Origin of the sequence: Bacillus massilinigeriensis (assembly GCF_900117315.1) — a bacterium.
Taxonomy (GTDB): Bacteria; Bacillota; Bacilli; order Bacillales; family Cytobacillaceae; genus Bacillus_BE; species Bacillus_BE massilionigeriensis.
Window position 1 is genome coordinate 1,919,454 of record NZ_LT630337.1, and the last position, 18,488, is coordinate 1,937,941.

At 35.8% G+C, this 18,488-nt stretch carries 16 protein-coding genes and 1 other annotated feature; of the genes, 4 read left to right on the forward strand and 12 right to left on the reverse strand.

Going from position 1 to position 18,488, the window contains the following annotated elements; genetic code table 11:
• Nucleotides 1-276: 276 nt before the first annotated feature.
• Complete coding sequence (locus BQ6100_RS09505; RefSeq protein ID WP_075981436.1) at nt 277-645, forward strand: DUF3899 domain-containing protein; 369 nt, start codon at nt 277-279, stop codon at nt 643-645.
• A gap of 53 nt (nt 646-698) precedes the next feature.
• Nucleotides 699-931 (forward strand) — a binding site (T-box leader).
• Between the two features lie 103 nt (nt 932-1,034).
• Nucleotides 1,035-2,027: a tryptophan--tRNA ligase gene (gene trpS, locus BQ6100_RS09510; RefSeq protein WP_075981437.1), complete on the forward strand. Its 993-nt coding sequence runs from the start codon at nt 1,035-1,037 to the stop codon at nt 2,025-2,027.
• Nucleotides 2,028-2,073: 46 nt separating this feature from the next.
• Here the strand turns inward: trpS and BQ6100_RS09515 are convergent, their stop codons facing one another.
• From BQ6100_RS09515 to BQ6100_RS09530, 4 genes are all read right to left on the reverse strand, one after another.
• A complete protein-coding gene (locus tag BQ6100_RS09515) occupies nt 2,074-2,820 on the reverse strand; it encodes a YjbA family protein (RefSeq protein ID WP_075981438.1) in 747 nt (248 codons plus the stop codon).
• Between the two features lie 171 nt (nt 2,821-2,991).
• Nucleotides 2,992-3,780, reverse strand: coding sequence for a DUF2268 domain-containing protein (locus BQ6100_RS09520; RefSeq protein WP_075981439.1), 789 nt, complete (start codon nt 3,778-3,780; stop codon nt 2,992-2,994).
• Between the two features lie 182 nt (nt 3,781-3,962).
• A complete protein-coding gene (gene fabF / locus BQ6100_RS09525) occupies nt 3,963-5,201 on the reverse strand; it encodes a beta-ketoacyl-ACP synthase II (protein ID WP_075981440.1) in 1,239 nt (412 codons plus the stop codon).
• Between the two features lie 86 nt (nt 5,202-5,287).
• Nucleotides 5,288-6,220 (reverse strand): beta-ketoacyl-ACP synthase III, encoded by a 933-nt coding sequence (locus BQ6100_RS09530; protein WP_075981441.1) that lies wholly within the window; start codon nt 6,218-6,220, stop codon nt 5,288-5,290.
• Between the two features lie 200 nt (nt 6,221-6,420).
• Here BQ6100_RS09530 and BQ6100_RS09535 point away from each other — a divergent pair, with 200 nt between their 5' ends.
• Nucleotides 6,421-6,867, forward strand: coding sequence for a hypothetical protein (locus BQ6100_RS09535; RefSeq protein WP_075981442.1), 447 nt, complete (start codon nt 6,421-6,423; stop codon nt 6,865-6,867).
• A 113-nt stretch (nt 6,868-6,980) separates the two neighbouring features.
• Here BQ6100_RS09535 and BQ6100_RS09540 read toward each other — a convergent pair whose 3' ends face one another.
• The 3 genes from BQ6100_RS09540 to BQ6100_RS09550 form a co-directional block, all read right to left on the reverse strand.
• Entirely contained in the window at nt 6,981-7,940 is a 960-nt protein-coding gene (locus tag BQ6100_RS09540; RefSeq protein ID WP_075981443.1) for a BMP family ABC transporter substrate-binding protein, read from the reverse strand.
• 149 nt (nt 7,941-8,089) lie between these two features.
• Entirely contained in the window at nt 8,090-8,920 is an 831-nt protein-coding gene (locus BQ6100_RS09545) for a hypothetical protein (protein WP_075981444.1), read from the reverse strand.
• Between the two features lie 80 nt (nt 8,921-9,000).
• Nucleotides 9,001-9,738 (reverse strand): alpha/beta fold hydrolase, encoded by a 738-nt coding sequence (locus BQ6100_RS09550; protein ID WP_075981445.1) that lies wholly within the window; start codon nt 9,736-9,738, stop codon nt 9,001-9,003.
• A 213-nt stretch (nt 9,739-9,951) separates the two neighbouring features.
• Here BQ6100_RS09550 and BQ6100_RS09555 point away from each other — a divergent pair, with 213 nt between their 5' ends.
• On the forward strand, nt 9,952-10,143 hold the full coding sequence (locus BQ6100_RS09555) for a YjzD family protein (RefSeq protein WP_075981446.1): 192 nt from the start codon (nt 9,952-9,954) through the stop codon (nt 10,141-10,143).
• A 151-nt stretch (nt 10,144-10,294) separates the two neighbouring features.
• Here the strand turns inward: BQ6100_RS09555 and clpB are convergent, their stop codons facing one another.
• The 5 genes from clpB to BQ6100_RS09580 all read right to left on the reverse strand — a co-directional run bounded on the left by clpB (nt 10,295) and on the right by BQ6100_RS09580 (nt 18,452).
• Nucleotides 10,295-12,892 (reverse strand): ATP-dependent chaperone ClpB, encoded by a 2,598-nt coding sequence (clpB, locus tag BQ6100_RS09560; protein WP_075981447.1) that lies wholly within the window; start codon nt 12,890-12,892, stop codon nt 10,295-10,297.
• Nucleotides 12,893-13,024: 132 nt separating this feature from the next.
• A complete protein-coding gene (locus tag BQ6100_RS09565; protein ID WP_075981448.1) occupies nt 13,025-13,204 on the reverse strand; it encodes a YjzC family protein in 180 nt (59 codons plus the stop codon).
• 121 nt (nt 13,205-13,325) lie between these two features.
• Nucleotides 13,326-14,285 carry an ornithine carbamoyltransferase gene (argF, locus tag BQ6100_RS09570; protein WP_075983506.1) on the reverse strand — a complete coding sequence of 320 codons (960 nt, stop codon included), beginning with the start codon at nt 14,283-14,285 and terminating at the stop codon, nt 13,326-13,328.
• Entirely contained in the window at nt 14,285-17,380 is a 3,096-nt protein-coding gene (locus BQ6100_RS09575; RefSeq protein ID WP_075981449.1) for a carbamoyl phosphate synthase large subunit, read from the reverse strand. The genes argF and BQ6100_RS09575 overlap by 1 nt, the downstream gene beginning before the upstream one ends.
• Nucleotides 17,373-18,452, reverse strand: a complete 1,080-nt coding sequence (locus BQ6100_RS09580; RefSeq protein WP_075981450.1) for a carbamoyl phosphate synthase small subunit — start codon at nt 18,450-18,452, stop codon at nt 17,373-17,375. The genes BQ6100_RS09575 and BQ6100_RS09580 overlap by 8 nt, the downstream gene beginning before the upstream one ends.
• Between the last annotated feature and the right edge of the window lie 36 nt (nt 18,453-18,488).

Below are 18,488 nucleotides of genomic sequence, written 5' to 3' on the forward strand. Positions count from 1 at the left end.
TTTCTGAAAACTTTCTACATTCTTTATTATACATATTTATTAAAAAATGTACATTACTTTTTCGAAAAAATTTTATTGTTTTGGTATAATTCAGTTTTAATGAATATTTCAAATGTGGTATAATATTAGAATATCCTTAACAATAAGGTTTTGGATTATTTATTCTAATGTATAAAATGGTATAAATTACCTATGCTCATTATTTAATATTTAACGTTGAATAACATTTTTGTGCTTTAACACTTTAAAGGAATAATTTTATTGTGAGGTTGTTATATGGAAAATAGAAGTAAGTTTATTCTATTGGGTTTTATTATTTCTCAAATAGCTATTATTTGCTTTTCATTTGTTCAAAATAAAGATGATTTTTTACTAGCCTATATTAATATTTCCTTTTATTTCTCTTTTTTCCTTCTTCTCATTTCACTTTCGATTTATACCATACAGTCTGGGTTCTTTAATACAATGGTCGCCTCCTTTAGAAGATTTGGAAAAGCACACAGAAGACAAATCGAAGAAAAAGAAATAGATACCATTACTCCTTATTCAGAACTGATCACCTTCTCTCAATTTCCAATATTGGTGCTTGGGTTGTTAAATGGTGGGATTTGTGGAATAGCTCTCTTTTTTTTCTATTACTTATAATACTTGATTTCTGCGCCTATTTTATTTATAATCCGTAATTAAAGAAAATATGATAGTAAGCGATGAGAAAGAGTAGTACATTTACGCCTCGTTTCATAGAGAGTTTGTGGTTGGTGGAAACAAACAGCGAGAGAAATGGAATGGACTTTTTAGCTTCTAATTCGAAAACTATAGTAGATTTAGACGTAAATCTTGCGTTAAAAGATTTCATGTACAAATTACATGAAGGTAAGAGACTCATTTATTTGAGTAATTAGGGTGGCACCGCGGACCATACGTCCCTATTCATTTAGGATCGTATGGTCTTTTTTGTGAATATATTATGAAATTAATGGAGAAGGATATTAGCTCACCCAGTCCGATTTATTTTTATCAAGGAGGATTTTTACATGAAAACCATTTTTTCGGGCATACAGCCTAGTGGCACCATAACACTTGGGAATTATATTGGAGCACTTAAGCAATTTGTCGACATGCAGCATGATTATAACTGTTATTTCTGTATAGTCGACCAACATGCCATTACAGTACCTCAGGATCCATCTAATTTACGTAAGAACATCCGAAGCCTTGCAGCTCTATATCTAGCAGTTGGAATTGATCCAGAAAAGGCTACTTTATTTATTCAGTCAGAGGTTTCAGCCCATGCACAAGCTGGATGGATGATGCAATGTATCTCTTATATTGGTGAGCTTGAAAGAATGACCCAATTTAAGGACAAATCAGCTGGAAAGGATGCCGTTTCTGCCGGTCTTCTTACATATCCTCCTCTGATGGTAGCTGATATTCTATTATATAGCGCTGATTTAGTTCCCGTTGGTGAAGATCAAAAACAACATTTAGAATTAACCCGTGACTTAGCGGAACGATTCAATAAAAAATATAATGATATCTTCACCATACCAGAGGTTAGCCTTCCTAAAGTTGGTGCCAGAGTAATGTCTCTACAAGATCCAACCAAAAAGATGAGCAAATCTGATCCAAATAAAAAGGCCTTTATTTCCTTATTAGATGAACCAAAGGCAATCGAGAAAAAAATTAAAAGTGCTGTGACTGACTCCGATGGTATCGTTAAATACGATACTGAAAGTAAACCTGGAGTATCTAATTTGCTTTCTATTTATTCTATCCTTTCTGAGAAACCGATTGAAGAAATTGAAAAACTTTATGAGGGAAAGGGTTATGGTGAATTTAAAGGAGATTTAGCACAGGTTGTCATTGGAAAATTAGAACCTATTCAGAATAAATATCATGAATTAATGGAATCACAAATACTAGACGAGATTCTAGATTCAGGAGCAGAAAAAGCAAGATTAGTGGCAAATAAAATGCTCAAGAAAATGGAAAACGCGATGGGATTAGGAAGAAAGAAGAAAAGATAAAAATAGAAGGACATTATTAAGAGGAGTTGGATTTGATCCACTCCTCTTAATTTACCTTTGGGCCATGTTCCATCTCCCATAATTTCTCAAAAAATGGCTGACCTTTTATTATATTTTCGCAAAAATGTTCGTGCTTAATCGTCCATCCGCTTTTTGTCTGTTCGAATAATTGCACCCATGCTTCCTCGAAACTTAGCCCTTGTATATCCTCATACTTTTCCGGGCTCCATTCTGTTAACCAATATCTTACCTCTGCCACATTATTAGAGGAATGAAGCTGATCCAATGCCATGAACAATAATTGCTTCAGCTGTCTTTCCTTTCTTGTAAGACCATTCATATAAATGGGTGCAGGTGATAAAATGTGAAACTCCTTTAAAGAAGAACGATCATTAAAGGAATAAATACACTCTTCCTGATTATTAAGCATCTCATAAACTAATTGTTCTTGCCTAGGTATTAACCTGCTTTTTCGTATTGGGATATTATATCCAATGGTATCAACTGCCAAAATGCCCGTACCGTCTGATACCACAAAACAATAATCCATTTGAATTCGTTCATGGTTTTTTCGCAAATAGGCCTTTTGATAAACATCATCAAGTAACTGTTGAGGTAGCTCTGACAAGTCGTTTTCTATGTAGTTATATAAAATAGATTCTACCTTTAATAATGGAACTTGATCTAGCAGCTCCACTCCATCTTCTTTTCTCCATTCATGAAAGTGACAGACATTATATCCATTCTCTTCCCCTTCAAACCAGTTTACCCAAACGTCATGAAGATACAACATAATTATACCCCTCACTTCGGAAACTATTTGTCCTCAGTATAGGCAGACAGCCGTAAAATTATTCCTTATATGCAATGTTGCACCAATTATCTCTCTTTTTTCGAGAATCATTTTATCTCTATCTTCCTATATTATGAAGGTAATTAAATAACAAAAATGAAAAAGCCATAACTAGGCTTTTAGATGAAATAAATCATTTCTCTTGATAAAGTATTCTGATGGAAGAATAAACGAGGCTTTCGTTGAAAAAGGATGTAATTTGTATGTTCTGGCTACAATTTCATATCCTAAACCATATCCAACTAACCTCGGAAAAGGACGTATTCCATAAAGTATTTTTTCATGGAGTTCATCACGATGGCTAATTGAAAGATTTTTTAAGAAATATTTTTTCCAAAAATTCAGTAGTTGCTCGCTAGTATAATAGCTACACCACTTCGCACAATATTGTTTGCCGCAATGCTCTCTAACCGCATTTTCCGCAAGCCCCTCAAGGATGATTGAGTCAAGCAATGTGTATTTTTCTAGATTCTTCTTATTTTTATTCAGTCGACAAACATGATGATATTCGTGAACAAACAATGCTTCTATTTCTTTTCTATCCTCTAGGGGTGTAATAAAAAGAAACATCTTGTCATGAAAAGAAACACCAGATTTATTTTGATGACCTCTAAAAATAAAGTTTGCCTTAGACTGAATGGGAAAAAGATAGATTGGAATGTCGGGACCTTCCCATTCCTTTCTATATTTTTCATAGAGATTATCGATTATTCCCCAATATTGCTTTTCTTTCATATCATGAAAAGTCAGCCATGAAGAACGATTTGGTCTGTACATTCCATGTTTCATCAAATATTGATAAAGCTTTCTTGAATCCGTTTCGGAAAAGCTTTTTAATAATCTATCACAAAGATGTTCAGGTTCATTAAAGTGTTGATCGAGCCACTCATCTGTCCGCACTACCCCATGAAATCACATCCCCCTTTTTTTGCTGTTGTTCATTTTATGACAAAAAAAGGAAAAGGTGTTCAGCTATTCCTTTCCCAAAACAAAAAGCTGATCTCCGGCTCAAATCAAATATTAGACTTAAGGCCATTGGTCAGCTTTTTTTCTATGTTTATGACTTTACTCATAACACCTTATTATTCATATTTTTTAAATACAATCGTTGCGTTATGACCACCAAATCCTAGGGAATTACTCATAGCTGCCTTGATTTCCTGTTTTCTTGCTTGATTTGGCACATAATCTAAATCGCATTCTGGGTCAGGAGTCTCTAGGTTTATAGTAGGAGGTAAAATGCCTTCCCTTAATGCAAGCACAGTGAATACCGCTTCTACTCCACCAGCAGCACCTAATAAATGGCCTGTCATAGATTTTGTAGAACTAACGGCTAACTTGTAGGCATGATTTCCAAAGACCGTTTTAATGGCCATTGTTTCATATTTATCATTATATTCTGTGCTTGTTCCGTGAGCATTAATATAATCAATTTCTTCAGGGGCTAGACCGGCATCATCAATCGCCATTTTCATTGCCCTCGCACCGCCTTCTCCTTCAGGGGCAGGAGCTGTAATATGGTAGGCATCACCTGTTGCACCATAGCCAACAATTTCAGCATAAATTTTTGCACCACGAGCCTTAGCATGCTCTAGCTCTTCTAAGATAACAATTCCGGCGCCCTCACCCATAACAAATCCATCACGATTTTTATCAAATGGTCGGCTAGCCGTTTTGGGATCTGGGTTTAGTGATAAGGCTGTATTTGCACAAAAACCGGCCATTGCCATTTTTGTTATTGGGGCCTCTGCACCACCAGTGATCATTGCGTCAGCATCACCTCGTTGAATCACCTTGAATGCATCACCAATAGAGTTTGTTCCAGTTGCACATGCAGTTACAGTACATGAATTAAATCCACGGGCTCCAAGTAGGATGGACACCTGTCCAGTGGCCATATCAGGAATTAACATTGGAACAAAGAAAGGACTTACCCTTTTATAACCACGCTTTTGAAATGTTTCATATTGTGCTTCAAACGTTTCCATCCCACCGATACCTGAACCAATCCAAACGCCAACACGATGAGAGTTTTCATCATTGATTTCTAGATTCGAATCCTTTACTGCCATCAAGGAAGCCGCAACAGCATAGTGAGTAAATCGATCCATTTTTCTTGCATCTTTTCTCTCCACATACTCTTCAATATTGAAATCCTTTACCTCTGCAGCCACTTTTGCCGGATATTCATCTTTATTTACCCTTGTTACGATTCCTAATCCGGACTTTCCGGCTAGAATATTTTCCCAAGTAGTATCAGCATTATTTCCAAGTGGTGTTACAGCCCCTATCCCTGTAACAACTACCCTTCTCTTTTCCATTATGATTGTCCTCCTCATATATTTAACAAAATAAAAAGAGCTTTTTTTCATGAATTTGAAGTGTCATCAAAAGCTAGCTTTTTTCATTACCTACCCCAACGCATGACAATAGCGCCCCAGGTCAATCCTCCACCAAAACCAACCATTAAAATAACATCATCATCCTTAATTTTTCCTGATTCCAATTCCTCAACAATTGAAATGGGAATCGAGGCTGCAGAAGTGTTTCCATATTTATGAACGGTTTTAGACATTTTCTCTTCAGGTACGTCTAATCTTTGTCTAGCTGATTCCATAATTCTAATATTGGCTTGATGCGGGAAAAGGAAATCAATATCCTCTTTATTGAGTCCTGCTTTATCTAAAGCCTTTAGACTGCTTTCTCCCATTTGTCGAACAGCAAATTTAAACACTTCTCGTCCATTCATAATAATATATTCGTCTTGATAAAGGTGTTTTCCTCCTGTTCCATCCGCGCCTAAATCAAAAGATAAGATTCCTCTACCTTCTGAAACTGGACCTACAATAGCTGCCCCTGCGCCATCGCCGAAAAGAACGGCGGTATTTCGATCTTCCCAGTTCGTAATTTTCGAAAGCTTTTCAACACCTACTACCAATATATATTTATAGCTCCCACCTTCAATAAATTGTTTAGCTGTGACAAGTCCGTACATAAAACCAGCGCATGCTGCACTAATATCCATTGCAGCAGCCTTTGTGGCACCGAGTCTTTCCTGAAGCATACAAGATACAGAAGGGAATGGTCGATCTGGAGTTACAGTCGCAACCAGTATTAAATCAATATCTTCGGCAGAAATATTCGCGTTCTTAATTGCTTCTAAAGCAGCGCCATAAGCTAAATCCGATGTATCAGTATTGTCATCGGCAATTCTTCTTTCTTCGATTCCGGTTCTTGTTCTAATCCATTCATCGGATGTATCCATTCTTTTTTCTAAATCTAAGTTCGTCACTACCTTTTCAGGGACAAATTTTCCAATTCCAATGATACCTGCGCTCATATGAGGTCATCTCCTATTCATTCTTCCAATTATATTTCGTTTATTATTACATGAAATTATAATCAATTATTAAGACTTGGTACTAAAATTTTATCAACTTTAGTAAAAAATCGCAACTATTTCTTAAACAAATGACCATACAGATATTATTTCTTTATCATAGATTAATTACTAGTAAATGAATGAAAGGAGGAACCCTTTTGGATATGGATGAGAACTCACTTCCTCACTCTATGAATAAAGAAACAAAACAACCAATGGAGGATGAGCTAGATCATGAGGAGGAATACGTAGATCACTTAACCCAATTTATGTTTGGGAAGAGAAACCAGCGTCGAAATAATAATGAAAACTTTATTAATGGAGATTCAGATTATACCCATGGGGATTGGTTCATAAAAAGAAAGGAGACACAAAAATCCTTTGATCTTTTCAAAGGCAAGAGCGCTCGAAGTGGCTCCCCTTTTTCTTTTCATATGAGATCTTCAGGAAAAGGAAAATTAGGCCAAATTGAGGATATTTTGAATAATATCGATTATGTCGATTTAATGGAAAAGATTGACTCCTTTATTACTGCAACTAATCAGTTAAAACCATTGTACAAAGATGCAAAATCGATAATGAATCAATTTTTACAAAAGAAATAGCCTTTCCGTATATAAACAAAGTTCTGATAAATACGATGATAAATAGCAAGGTTAAGCAAACAGGGGCAGTCCCATAAGGTATCAGGCACCTAACGGGTCTACCCCTATATATTCTATAGTTCATTCGGAAGCTTGCCGGTTTCTTTGTATTTATCAATGTAGTGATTGATTTGTTGAATAAATTCCTTATCTATTAACGGACTGAATTTTCCCAGGGATATGACTCCATCCTGAAAATCAAATGAAATACTCCCTGATTTCAATTCACCAGCATTATATTTTTCAGCTATTAACTCATATAAGATATCGACATTTTGAATAGTACTTGTCAATACTGTATTTTCTCCTAAATCCGATTGATCCGAAATAAATCCTACAGCGAACAATCCTTCTTCCTTTAGTTTCTCAATAACAGGCACATTGTACCCGTCACCAGCGGGATAGACGACATCAACCTTCCTTTTTATCATATTATTTAATATCTTTAAAGCCCTGGCGTCATCATCCCAATGGTCCACATATTGAATATTCACATTTGCATTTGGATTTTCAAATTGTGCCCCTTCATAAAAGCCTTCAATTTCTGGCTGCCATTCATATGCCCCAATAATTCCGATATTATTTGTTTTCGTCATATGACCAGCAATCATTCCCCCAAAATACCCCATTGCATATGCTTCAAAATTAAGACTAGTTGTATTAGTCTTCTTTGCTTCACCATTGAAGCTAACAAAATGAATATCTGGGTATTGGTCGGCAATTGCATTAAAATAATCGGCATATTCACTTCCATGCCCAAAGACAAGGTTAACACCTTTTTGATCAAATTCCTTAACTGCACGTTCGACTTTCATTTTTGAGTCCATGTCTTCCTTATAAAAGACATCAACGTTAAAACGGGATTGAATTTTTAATATTCCTTTATAGCCTTTTGTACCCCAAACTTGATCATTAATGGTTTCAGATACTAACAATCCTACCTTTGTTAGTTTCCCTTTAGGCATTGGTTTCTCACATGCTGTAATTATTAAAAGTAAAAGGCATTGAAGAATTATCCCGAAACGCTTTAACATTCTGTGCAACTCCTTTTCCTACACTTAAAAAAGGATAAATCTATGTTCAACACTGTGCATGAACTCCAATAAACTCCTTATTCCTTTTACATTCTACCTTTGTCATTATAAATTGAAAAGGAATATTTCTTAAAAATCCTATCGTTTTTTTAGAAGAACTTTAATACTTTCCTTTGCTCATTTAATCCTTCTTGAAAATTCACTTTTTGGATGACCGTCTTAATAGGTGGTTGATTTTCCTCTATCTCAAACAAAATAGGCTCACTTTTTATGTTAAGGGAAAGATAATTAGCACATTGCTCCCAATGGTTTTTAAGATTGCTCTTCAGCAAATAGGTAAATGAGGAATGATTGTCATTTGTCAGATGGACTATTTCTTTTACAACGTCTTTAACAAAAATAGCATCTTCTTTCCATTCACGAGGGCTAATCCTTTTTTCATTTAGATTCTCATTATCTAGAATACCTAATAGAGATTTCTGGAACAAAAATTCATTTGGCTGCCATGGTCCATAAATGGTTGGCAAATAGAAAATCTGTATAGGTATTTCTTCACCCTTTAGCATGTCCAAAAAGCTGTTTATTGAATGTTTACCTTCCCTTTCTTTAGTCTTAGCCAACAGTTGAATAGGTAGGGTAATGACAATCTTGGAACCAGATTTTTTTATGGACTCTCGTTTTTCCTGGAGAATAGGTGAAATTAAACTTTGAAAAACCTCTTGCTCCTTTTGTTTTATATACAAATCATAATAATCGATAAAAATAACCGAAGGATTTTCTAAATTGGATAAGTTCCAAATATGATGCTCCACCTCATTAAAATTAGCGTTTCTTCCAACCTCCAACTGCATCATTTCTGAATAAACTTCATTACTCTCAGGATAGCGTACTCCAGTTACTTCATATCCTCTTTCTAGTAAGTAAGAGCTGTAATGAAAACCAATAAATTCAAATGTGCCTAGAACAATAGCCTTGTCCATATCAAAGCCTCCCCCAAAGAATACTTGTTGTATCCTATGCAATGGGGGAGCTATTTATTTCATTTCGAATTTTGGTCTTATTATAACACCTTCTCATTCCTAGAGATAAAGTGGATGATTTGATTTCCAAGCTGCTGTTTTTTTTCAGGTAAAATGAAGGTAACTGAGATTGGGGCCTTCTCGTCTTTCCATTGAACGGAAAGACGATTTAATAATTTAGATTGTTTATATGCACGGTTTCCTGATAGTACATGAATGATCTTCATTGGAATGTTGATATGACTGATGGAAATATCATTGGCTTGCTCAATTTGGTCTACAATTAGAGTACTTTCAACTTCAAATGAAGTTGAAATCTCAGAAATTAACCTTTTATAAAAAAATTTATGATCCTTTTCTTGCTCTAGGTGATGTTTTAGGGATAAAACAGGATTTAGTAAAACCATTGATCGTATCTTCGTTTGATTTCCATCTAATAGCTGTAAGGCAACAAGAGCCCCCATTCCTTCAGCAACTAAATGAATCCTTTCATTAATAATTTCTGTCCTTCTTATATATTCATAAAGACTTTCAGCTAATTTAACAGCCTTTCTACTACCCCAGTTTTTACCATATAAATTAGAATAGAAAATGGTATATCCCGCATTTTTTAATTGGTTGATAAGCATTTGCTTCCCTTCATTTTGAGTCCAAAAACTACCTTTTTCATCGACAAAATGTCTTTCATCCCCGATAATCAAGATACCGAAACCATTAGGCTTTTCGGGATAATGAATCATATTCCATTCGGTATCCAGTTTAAAGTTTCGGCTCTCCATAATGTAAAACCCCTTTTAAAAATTTGGTCCTAATAATGTATGAAGGGAATCATAAAATGTAAGGGAATCTGCCTATCTTATAGGTAAATTAAGCACCTTTTTCATTTTTTATTAATTATCAACATAGATTATTTTTAATTAAGCATCCTCTTTCTAATTTTCAATCATTATGTTAAGATGATTAGAGAATTTACTATTAAGAGGTGAGATCGGGTGCGTTTCTTTTGGTCATTTTTTTGGATTTTTATCCTAATGCATATGGTAAATTATGTTGTAAGCTCTATGAATGGAGTTTCTTATGACTTTACTTCTGCAACTATATTCGGAGTTATAACAACAATCTTCGTTTATGTCATTAGTGCTATAATTCCTAACGAGCCTAGCCACGAAGGAGAAGCTCATTAATTTTTACCTACTCATTTTCAACATGATTTACATAAGATGAAGGGCTGACTAAGGGAACATTTATTTTTGAACTCGTTGAGGTTTTCAAAAACTTGTTGCCTTTATCAGCCCTTTATTATTTATTACTTTCTGGTTTCTTGTTTCATACCACTCATTCGACTTTTACCGTAATTTTTCCTTCTTCAATTCCTATTTCCACAAGACTTTTTTCCTTCACTTTCCCAGAGATAATTTCTCTAGCAAGTAAAGTCTCCACATTCCGTTGAATAAACCTTTTCAATGGTCTTGCCCCAAAAACAGGATCAAAACCATTTTCTGCAATATATTCCCTTGCTTCATCCGATATACCTAAACTTATTTGTTGATCCTGTAATCTAATTTGTAATTCTGAAATGAGCTTAGTAACAATCGACTTTATTTCTGTAAGTGATAGCGGTTTAAATAGAATAATCTCGTCCACACGATTGAGAAACTCTGGTCTAAAATGTCCTCTTAATTGGGAAAGCACCCGCTCTCTAGCTTGATCAGAAATATTAGCATCATTTCCAGGCTCTAATAAAAATTGTGAACCGATATTCGAAGTCATGATAATGACTGTATTTTTAAAATCGACTGTTCTTCCTTGGGAATCAGTAATCCTACCATCATCAAGCATTTGTAATAAAATATTAAACACTTCTGGATGAGCCTTTTCAATCTCATCAAGTAAAATGACTGAATATGGCTTTCTTCTAACTGCCTCGGTTAGTTGCCCCCCTTCCTCATAGCCAACATATCCGGGAGGTGCCCCTATTAATCTAGATACTGCATGTTTTTCCATATACTCTGACATATCGATGCGAATCATTTGTTCTTCACTATCAAATAAGGATTGAGCTAATGCCTTTGCTAATTCTGTTTTTCCCACACCTGTTGGACCTAAAAATATAAAAGAGCCAATTGGACGGTTAGGATCCTTTATGCCAGCTCTAGCACGCAAAACAGCATCGGTTACTAATTGAACAGCTTCGTTTTGCCCAACAACTCTTTCATGTAGAATGCTTTCAAGTCTTAAGAGTTTTTCTCTTTCCCCTTCAACTAGCTTTGCTAATGGGATGCCTGTCCAGCGTGAAACAATATTTGCGATTTCTTCTTCAGTAACCTCTTCTCTAAGCAATCGTTCTCCACTTTTATTGCTGACATCCGTTTCTAAATGGCTAATTTCCTTCTCTAAGCTTGGGATTCTTCCATGACGAAGTTCGGCAGCTTTATTAAGATCATATTTATTTTCTGCATCCTCTAATTCTCTACGAAGTTTTTCTAATTGCTCCCTTTTTTCTTGGATTTGACCAATGGATTCTTTTTCTGATTTCCATTTTTCTTTCATGACATTGGCTTTTTCTCGTAAATCGGCTAATTCCTTCTGTAATGTAATTAAGCGATTTTTACTAAGCTCATCCTTCTCCATCTGGAGCGCTGCCTCTTCGATTTCTAACTGCATGACTTTTCTAGTGATTTCATCGAGCTCCATTGGCATGGAGTCGATTTCTGTCCGGATCATGGCACATGCTTCATCCACTAGATCTATTGCCTTATCTGGTAAAAATCGATCCGTTATATATCGATCGGCCAATGTTGCTGCCGAAACTATTGCTCTGTCATGAATCTTTACACCATGGTGAATTTCAAATCTTTCTTTTAATCCACGTAATATGGATATGGTATCTTCCACATCGGGTTCTTCCACTAATACTGGTTGAAAGCGTCTTTCCAATGCGGGATCCTTTTCGATATATTTTCTATGTTCATCTAATGTTGTCGCTCCGATGCAATGAAGCTCACCCCGAGCAAGCATCGGCTTTAACATATTCCCAGCATCCATTGTACCATCTGTTTTTCCGGCTCCAACTATCGTATGTAGCTCATCGATGAAAAGGAGGATTCTACCGTCACTTTTTTTCACTTCATTTAGTACGGCCTTAAGTCTTTCTTCAAATTCTCCACGGAATTTTGCCCCTGCAATTAATGAGCTCATATCAAGGGCAAAAATAGTTTTATCCTTTAATCCTTCTGGAACGTCCTTCTTGACAATTCTTTGGGCTAACCCCTCGACAATAGCCGTTTTACCAACCCCAGGTTCACCAATAATTACTGGATTATTCTTTGTCTTCCTTGATAATATTCGGATAACATTTCTAATTTCACTATCTCTCCCGATGACAGGATCCATTTTTCCCGATTTTACTTCAGCTACTAAATCTCTTCCATATTTCTTTAAAGCATCGTATGTGCTCTCTGGATTTGGAGATGTCACTCTTTGGTTCCCCCTTATTTCCTTTATTGCTTGAAGAACTTTTTCATAGTTGATGTTATATAATGAAAGAATTTTTGCTATTTCATTTTTCTGATTGGCCGTTTCAGCTAGCAGCACATGCTCAACTGAAAGGTACTCATCTTGAAATCTTTTCATTTCCTGATCAGCATCTGCTAGGATTGTTTGCAGTCGATTGGTAATAAATAATTTTCCCTCTTCAACCCCACTGCCTGAAACCTGAGGTTTTTTCTTTAATGAGTTATATAATTGGTCTAAAAATGGATTAGATGGTAAATTTAGCTTTTCTATAATCATACCTAGTAAGCTATTCTCTTGCTCCATCAATGCTATAAATAGGTGAATGTCATCAACCTCTTGATGTTGTTGTCTAATGGCAATTGACTTCGCTTCCAAAAAACCATTTTGCAGACTCTCTGTCATCCGGTTAATATCCATTAATAACCCCTCACTTTTTTGACCAATTTTGACCTTTTCTATTTTTATTATAATCCAAAATTTTCAAATGTAAAGCCATCCAAATGTATGGATGGCTTGTTTTGTAAAATAATATTTACGTTCCAATTTGCTTTATGGCTTACGAAGGTACGTCCATTGTCTATTGTGGTTGGAGGATTCAGGAAATGGATCTCCAGCCTTTAATTTAATTTTCTTTGGATTAACAATATTGCTGCCGGTTTCGCCAGTTTCTATATAAATCCCATTATTGGGAGCTTTTTGTCCTGAACGGAATCGATGGCTTTGCCCCATAAGATAACCTCCTTTTATCTTGGTCATCCTTATTATCTCCAATGAAAAAGGGAAAATAAGGGCAATTATTCCCACTCATTTTCCCGACTGTTTTCAACATATTAAAAGTAAACATGTTTTTCTAGCTTAATATTTCCACTAACAAGGCTTTTTGTGCATGCAGTCTATTTCCTGCTTGCTGATATATATAGGAATGTTTCCCGTCAATAACATCAGCAGTCACTTCTTCACCACGATGAGCAGGTAAGCAATGTAAGAACATAAAATCCTCTTTAGCCTTTTGAACAAGTTCCTTATTTATTTGATAATCTTCAAATGCTTTTAAGCGAATTTCATTTTCCTTTTCTTGACCCATACTAGTCCAGACATCACTATAAACTATATCAGCTTGATCCACTGCTTCGAAAGGATCATTAGTTATTACGATGTTTGAACCGCTATTGCTTGCAAATTCCTCCGCCTTTTTTACAATTTCAGGTAGTGGCTCATATCCCACCGGTGTTGCAATGGAAATATCCATTCCTACAATGGCACAAGCGTTCAATAGAGAGTGGGCAACATTATTCCCATCTCCAATATATGCGAGTTTTAATCCTTTTAATTTACCTTTAACCTCTTGAATCGTTAGAAGATCAGCAAGGGCTTGACAAGGATGGAAGGTATCCGTTAGCCCATTAATAATCGGAATAGAAGCATGTCTGGCCAATTCCTCTACATTTTGATGAGAAAAAGTTCGTATCATAATGGCATCCACATATTCGGATAGAACCTTCGCAGTGTCTTCAATTGTTTCTCCTCTACCCATCTGTAAATCATTCCCATTCAAATACATAGCATGACCGCCAAGCTGAACCATTCCTGCTTCAAAGGATACTCTTGTTCTTGTAGATGGTTTATCAAAAATCATTCCTAATATTTTGCCCTTTAATGGGTATGTGGCTATTCCATTTTTTTGATCATCCTTCAATTTTTTTGCTAAAGATAGCAATTGTTGAATAGTATCAGATGAGTAATCAGCAAGGGTAAGAAAATCCACTCCCTTTAATTCAAATTTTTTTTGGTTTGACGAGGTACTTATCATCATGCCTTCACTTCCTCTTTCATTAGTAATTCCCAGTCTTCCATGGAATTTACCGTGACACTAGGAGAATTCAATGCATCTAAAAATGCCTTTAAGCTTTCCTTTTCAGTAAATGTAATGATTCTATTTTTTGTTGCAGTTTCTCTTAATTTCTTATCTTCTTCTGTTTTCCTTGGATTATAGTAAACGACTACATCCTCTTGATTAATTTCTTCCTCATTGCTTATTCTTGCATTTGTATTAGAATAATTTGAAACAAATTCTTCAAAATCCTGATGAAGAATAATCTTTTTTCGATTCCCTTTCTTCATGGAAGAATGAAAAGCCTTCCTTAATGCTTCATTATATGTTTTTCCGAGACAAATTCCTTCACCAGTAGATTTCATTTCTGGCCCTACCTTTGAATCAAGACCTTTTAAAGCATAATTTGAAAATACTGGGTACTTCACACATGAAAAAGGAATTGACAATAAATTCTTTTTTTCATCATCTTTTGACAAAAAGTATTTCCCAAGCAATATTTTTGTCGCAATTTGTACTAAAGGTACTCCTGTTACTTTACTTACAATGGGAACTGTTCGACTTGCCCTTGGGTTGACCTCTAATATATATACATTGTTTCCATTAATGATATATTGGATATTCATAAGACCTTTATAGTTCAAATGTTTAGATATTTTCCGAGCATAGGTTAGCATGGTATCCTGAATCTTTGTTGAAAGAGTATGTGCTGGTAATACCGACATACTATCTCCAGAATGAACTCCTGTTTTTTCAATATGCTCCATAATTGCAGGAGCTAATATTTCATTTCCATCAGAAACTAAATCAAGCTCCGCTTCAATAGCTGAAAGGAATTGGTCCACAAGAACTGGATAAACCGTATGATCCTTCTGAAGGAAGAGATTTAATTGTTCCTGGTTGTGAATCACAACCATGCCTTGACCACCAATAACAAATGACGGCCGTATTAAGACCGGGAAGCCAATTTTACTCGCAGCCTTCTTCACATCTTCCTTATCATTGGCTATATCCCCTTGTAAATGAGGTATAGATAAATCATCCAATAATTGGTAAAACTGTTCTCTATCCTCTAATAGGTCAATCGTTTTCGAGCTTGTTCCCAGTATCTTAACTTGGAATAACTCTAATTGCTTCGCTAAATTTATAGCTGTTTGCCCACCAAGCTGTATAATGACTTCATCCACTTTTTCAGCTTCCATTACATTTAATATATCTTCGCAAATGAGTGGTTCAAAATAGAGCTTATCTGCTGTTGCGAAATCGGTGCTGACAGTTTCTGGATTATTGTTAATCATGATTGTTTCAATTCCATCTTCTTTAAGAGCAAAAACCCCATGAACAGAACAATAATCAAACTCAATCCCCTGACCAATTCGTATCGGGCCACTCCCGATAATCAATACCTTCTTTTTATTTGATGGCGTTTGCTCATTTTCACCAAAATAAGAGGAATAATAATAGTTAGATTGCGCAGCAAATTCAGCCGCACATGTATCAACCATTTTATACCCAGGTATAATTCCAAGTTTCTTTCTTAAATTTCGAATGTTTTGTTCCGTCGTTCTCCATTTTGATGCTATATATTGATCACTAAACCCTTTTTCTTTGTAAACCTGCATCCTTTCTCCCGTTATTGTATCAAGAGAATCAGCAGCGATTTGGGACTCAATCTCTATTAATCTTGAAAAATAATGAAGGAAGAACAAATCAATTTTCGTTTGTTCATGTATTTCTTCAATACTTATCCCTCTTCGAATTAGCTCTAAAATAATGAAGAATCTTTCATCTGTTTGTTCCTTCATCATCTCAATTAGTTGAGCTTCTGGATATTGAGCCAAAATAGGATACTCTAAATCATTAGATTTTATTTCAAGAGAATGAATGGCTTTTAGTAATGCCCTTTCAAAGCTTTGATCCATACCCATTACTTCCCCAGTTGCCTTCATTTGGGTACCGAGTTTTCGCTCAATATCAATAAATTTATCAAATGGCCATTTTGGTATTTTTACCACTACATAATCTAAAGCTGGTTCGAAGCTGGCATAAGTATCCCCTGTTACAGGATTAATAATCTCGGATAAGGAATAGCCAACTGCTAGCTTCGCAGCCATTCTTGCGATGGGATAACCCGTAGCTTTGGATGCTAGTGCAGATGAGCGACTTACCCTTGGATTGACCTCTATTAAATAGTAGTTTTTACTATTAGGATCAAGAGCGAATTGAATATTACACCCACCAACAATCCCGAGTGCAGAAATAATTTTTATCGATGCCGTTCTTAACATTTGATATTCTTCATCTGTAAGAGTTTGTGAAGGCGCTACAACAATGGAATCCCCGGTATGAATTCCTACTGGATCGATATTTTCCATATTGCATATTGTAATACATGTGTTATTCGCATCCCGCATGACTTCATATTCTATCTCTTTAAAACCTGCGATGCTCTTTTCAACTAAACATTGGTGAATTGGGCTTTCCTTTAAGCCCCCTTCAACAAGTCTAGAAAACTCCTCCATATTATTAGCAATGCCTCCGCCGGTTCCCCCTAATGTATAGGCTGGTCGTACGATAATTGGAAAATCAACCCTTTTGGAAAAATTAATGGCTTCAGAGAGACTATGAACGATTTCGCTATCTGGAACTGGTTCATTCAATTCCTTCATTAATTGGCGAAAAGCTTCACGATCCTCCCCTTTTTTGATGGATTCGATTGAACTTCCAAGCAATTTCACTCCATATTTTTTTAAGATTCCTTGTTCGCTTAATTGAAAGGCTAAATTTAGTCCAGTTTGCCCACCTAATGTGGCAAGTAACCCGTCTGGTCGCTCTTTTTCAATAATCATTTCAACAACATCCACGGTTAATGGCTCAAAATATATTTGATCTGCAAAATTATTATCTGTCATGATCGTCGCAGGGTTATTGTTGACTAGGATTACTTTATATCCCTCTTCTTTAAGGGCAATACATGCTTGGGTACCTGCATAATCAAATTCAGCCGCCTGACCAATGACAATTGGGCCTGAACCTATTACTAATATAGAATGAATACTTTGATCTTTAGGCATATTGTGTAACTCTCCCACTGTATTGGTTTACCTTATTTAAAAATTCATCGAAAATATAGTCTCCTTCACCTGGTCCAGGGTTTGCTTCCGGATGAAACTGAACCGTTTGAACAGGAAGGTTCGTATGTGTCAATCCTTCTATAGATTGATCATGAAGATTCTTGTACCTGACCTTAAAACCTGTTCCTTTTAAGCTTTCCTCATCAACCACATAGCTGTGATTTTGTGAGGACATAAATACTCTTTGATTGAGCTGATCCTTAATAGGATGATTGGCTCCACGATGTCCGAATAACAATTTTTTTGTATCTGCCCCTAATGCTAGTGCAGCCAGCTGATGACCAAGACAAATCCCAAGTGTCGGATAATGAAGCAAAAGCTTCTTAATCGTTGGCAAAACATGCTTAAGCTCCTTTGGGTCTCCAGGTCCATTGGATAAAAGAATCCCATCTGGCTTTAGGCTTTGAATTTCCTTAAAGTTTGTATCATATGGAACCACTGTCACTTGACAATTTCTCTTTAATAGTGATGTCAAGATGGATTTCTTATTTCCAAAATCCATTAAAACAACATGAGAATCCCCTTTTTCTCCAAACCATTGACTTGTAGGCTCTGACACCTTTTCCACCTTTTGGTCTTTACTTAAGCTGATTTCTTTCGGGCTGTTGCTTGTAGATAAGGAAGCTGGCATAGATCCTTGATTTCTAATTTTTTTCACTACTGCCCTTGTATCAATATGTGCAAGAAGGGGAATATTCCATTTTTGTAAATAATCCTTAAGGGAGTATTTAGCCCTGTAATGGGAGATATTATCATTTGCTTCAAAGACAACAACACCAGCTACATGGGGTTTGCTACTTTCAAAATCCTCTTCATTTATTCCATAGTTTCCTATTAAGGGATACGTGAAAACAAGAATTTGGTCTTTATAGGATGGGTCCGTTAACACTTCTTGATAACCGGTCATTCCCGTAAAAAATACAATCTCTCCATCGATATCTTTAGCTGGCGAAGTGGTTACCCATTTTCCTTTGAATATATCCCCACTTTCCAAGTGCAAAAAGCCATCCATCTTAGCAACACCTCATGTAATTCTGTATATTTATTT

Coding starts and splice junctions, on each gene's coding strand:
- BQ6100_RS09540 (WP_075981443.1), bottom strand. CDS start 7,940: ATGTTAAAGCGTTTCGGGATAATTCTTCAATGCCTTTTACTTTTAATA.
- BQ6100_RS09575 (WP_075981449.1), bottom strand. CDS start 17,380: ATGCCTAAAGATCAAAGTATTCATTCTATATTAGTAATAGGTTCAGGC.
- trpS (WP_075981437.1), top strand. CDS start 1,035: ATGAAAACCATTTTTTCGGGCATACAGCCTAGTGGCACCATAACACTT.
- BQ6100_RS09580 (WP_075981450.1), bottom strand. CDS start 18,452: ATGGATGGCTTTTTGCACTTGGAAAGTGGGGATATATTCAAAGGAAAA.
- argF (WP_075983506.1), bottom strand. CDS start 14,285: ATGATAAGTACCTCGTCAAACCAAAAAAAATTTGAATTAAAGGGAGTG.
- BQ6100_RS09550 (WP_075981445.1), bottom strand. CDS start 9,738: ATGGAGAGCCGAAACTTTAAACTGGATACCGAATGGAATATGATTCAT.
- BQ6100_RS09565 (WP_075981448.1), bottom strand. CDS start 13,204: ATGGGGCAAAGCCATCGATTCCGTTCAGGACAAAAAGCTCCCAATAAT.
- BQ6100_RS09515 (WP_075981438.1), bottom strand. CDS start 2,820: ATGTTGTATCTTCATGACGTTTGGGTAAACTGGTTTGAAGGGGAAGAG.
- clpB (WP_075981447.1), bottom strand. CDS start 12,892: ATGGATATTAACCGGATGACAGAGAGTCTGCAAAATGGTTTTTTGGAA.
- BQ6100_RS09545 (WP_075981444.1), bottom strand. CDS start 8,920: ATGGACAAGGCTATTGTTCTAGGCACATTTGAATTTATTGGTTTTCAT.
- BQ6100_RS09505 (WP_075981436.1), top strand. CDS start 277: ATGGAAAATAGAAGTAAGTTTATTCTATTGGGTTTTATTATTTCTCAA.
- BQ6100_RS09530 (WP_075981441.1), bottom strand. CDS start 6,220: ATGAGCGCAGGTATCATTGGAATTGGAAAATTTGTCCCTGAAAAGGTA.
- fabF (WP_075981440.1), bottom strand. CDS start 5,201: ATGGAAAAGAGAAGGGTAGTTGTTACAGGGATAGGGGCTGTAACACCA.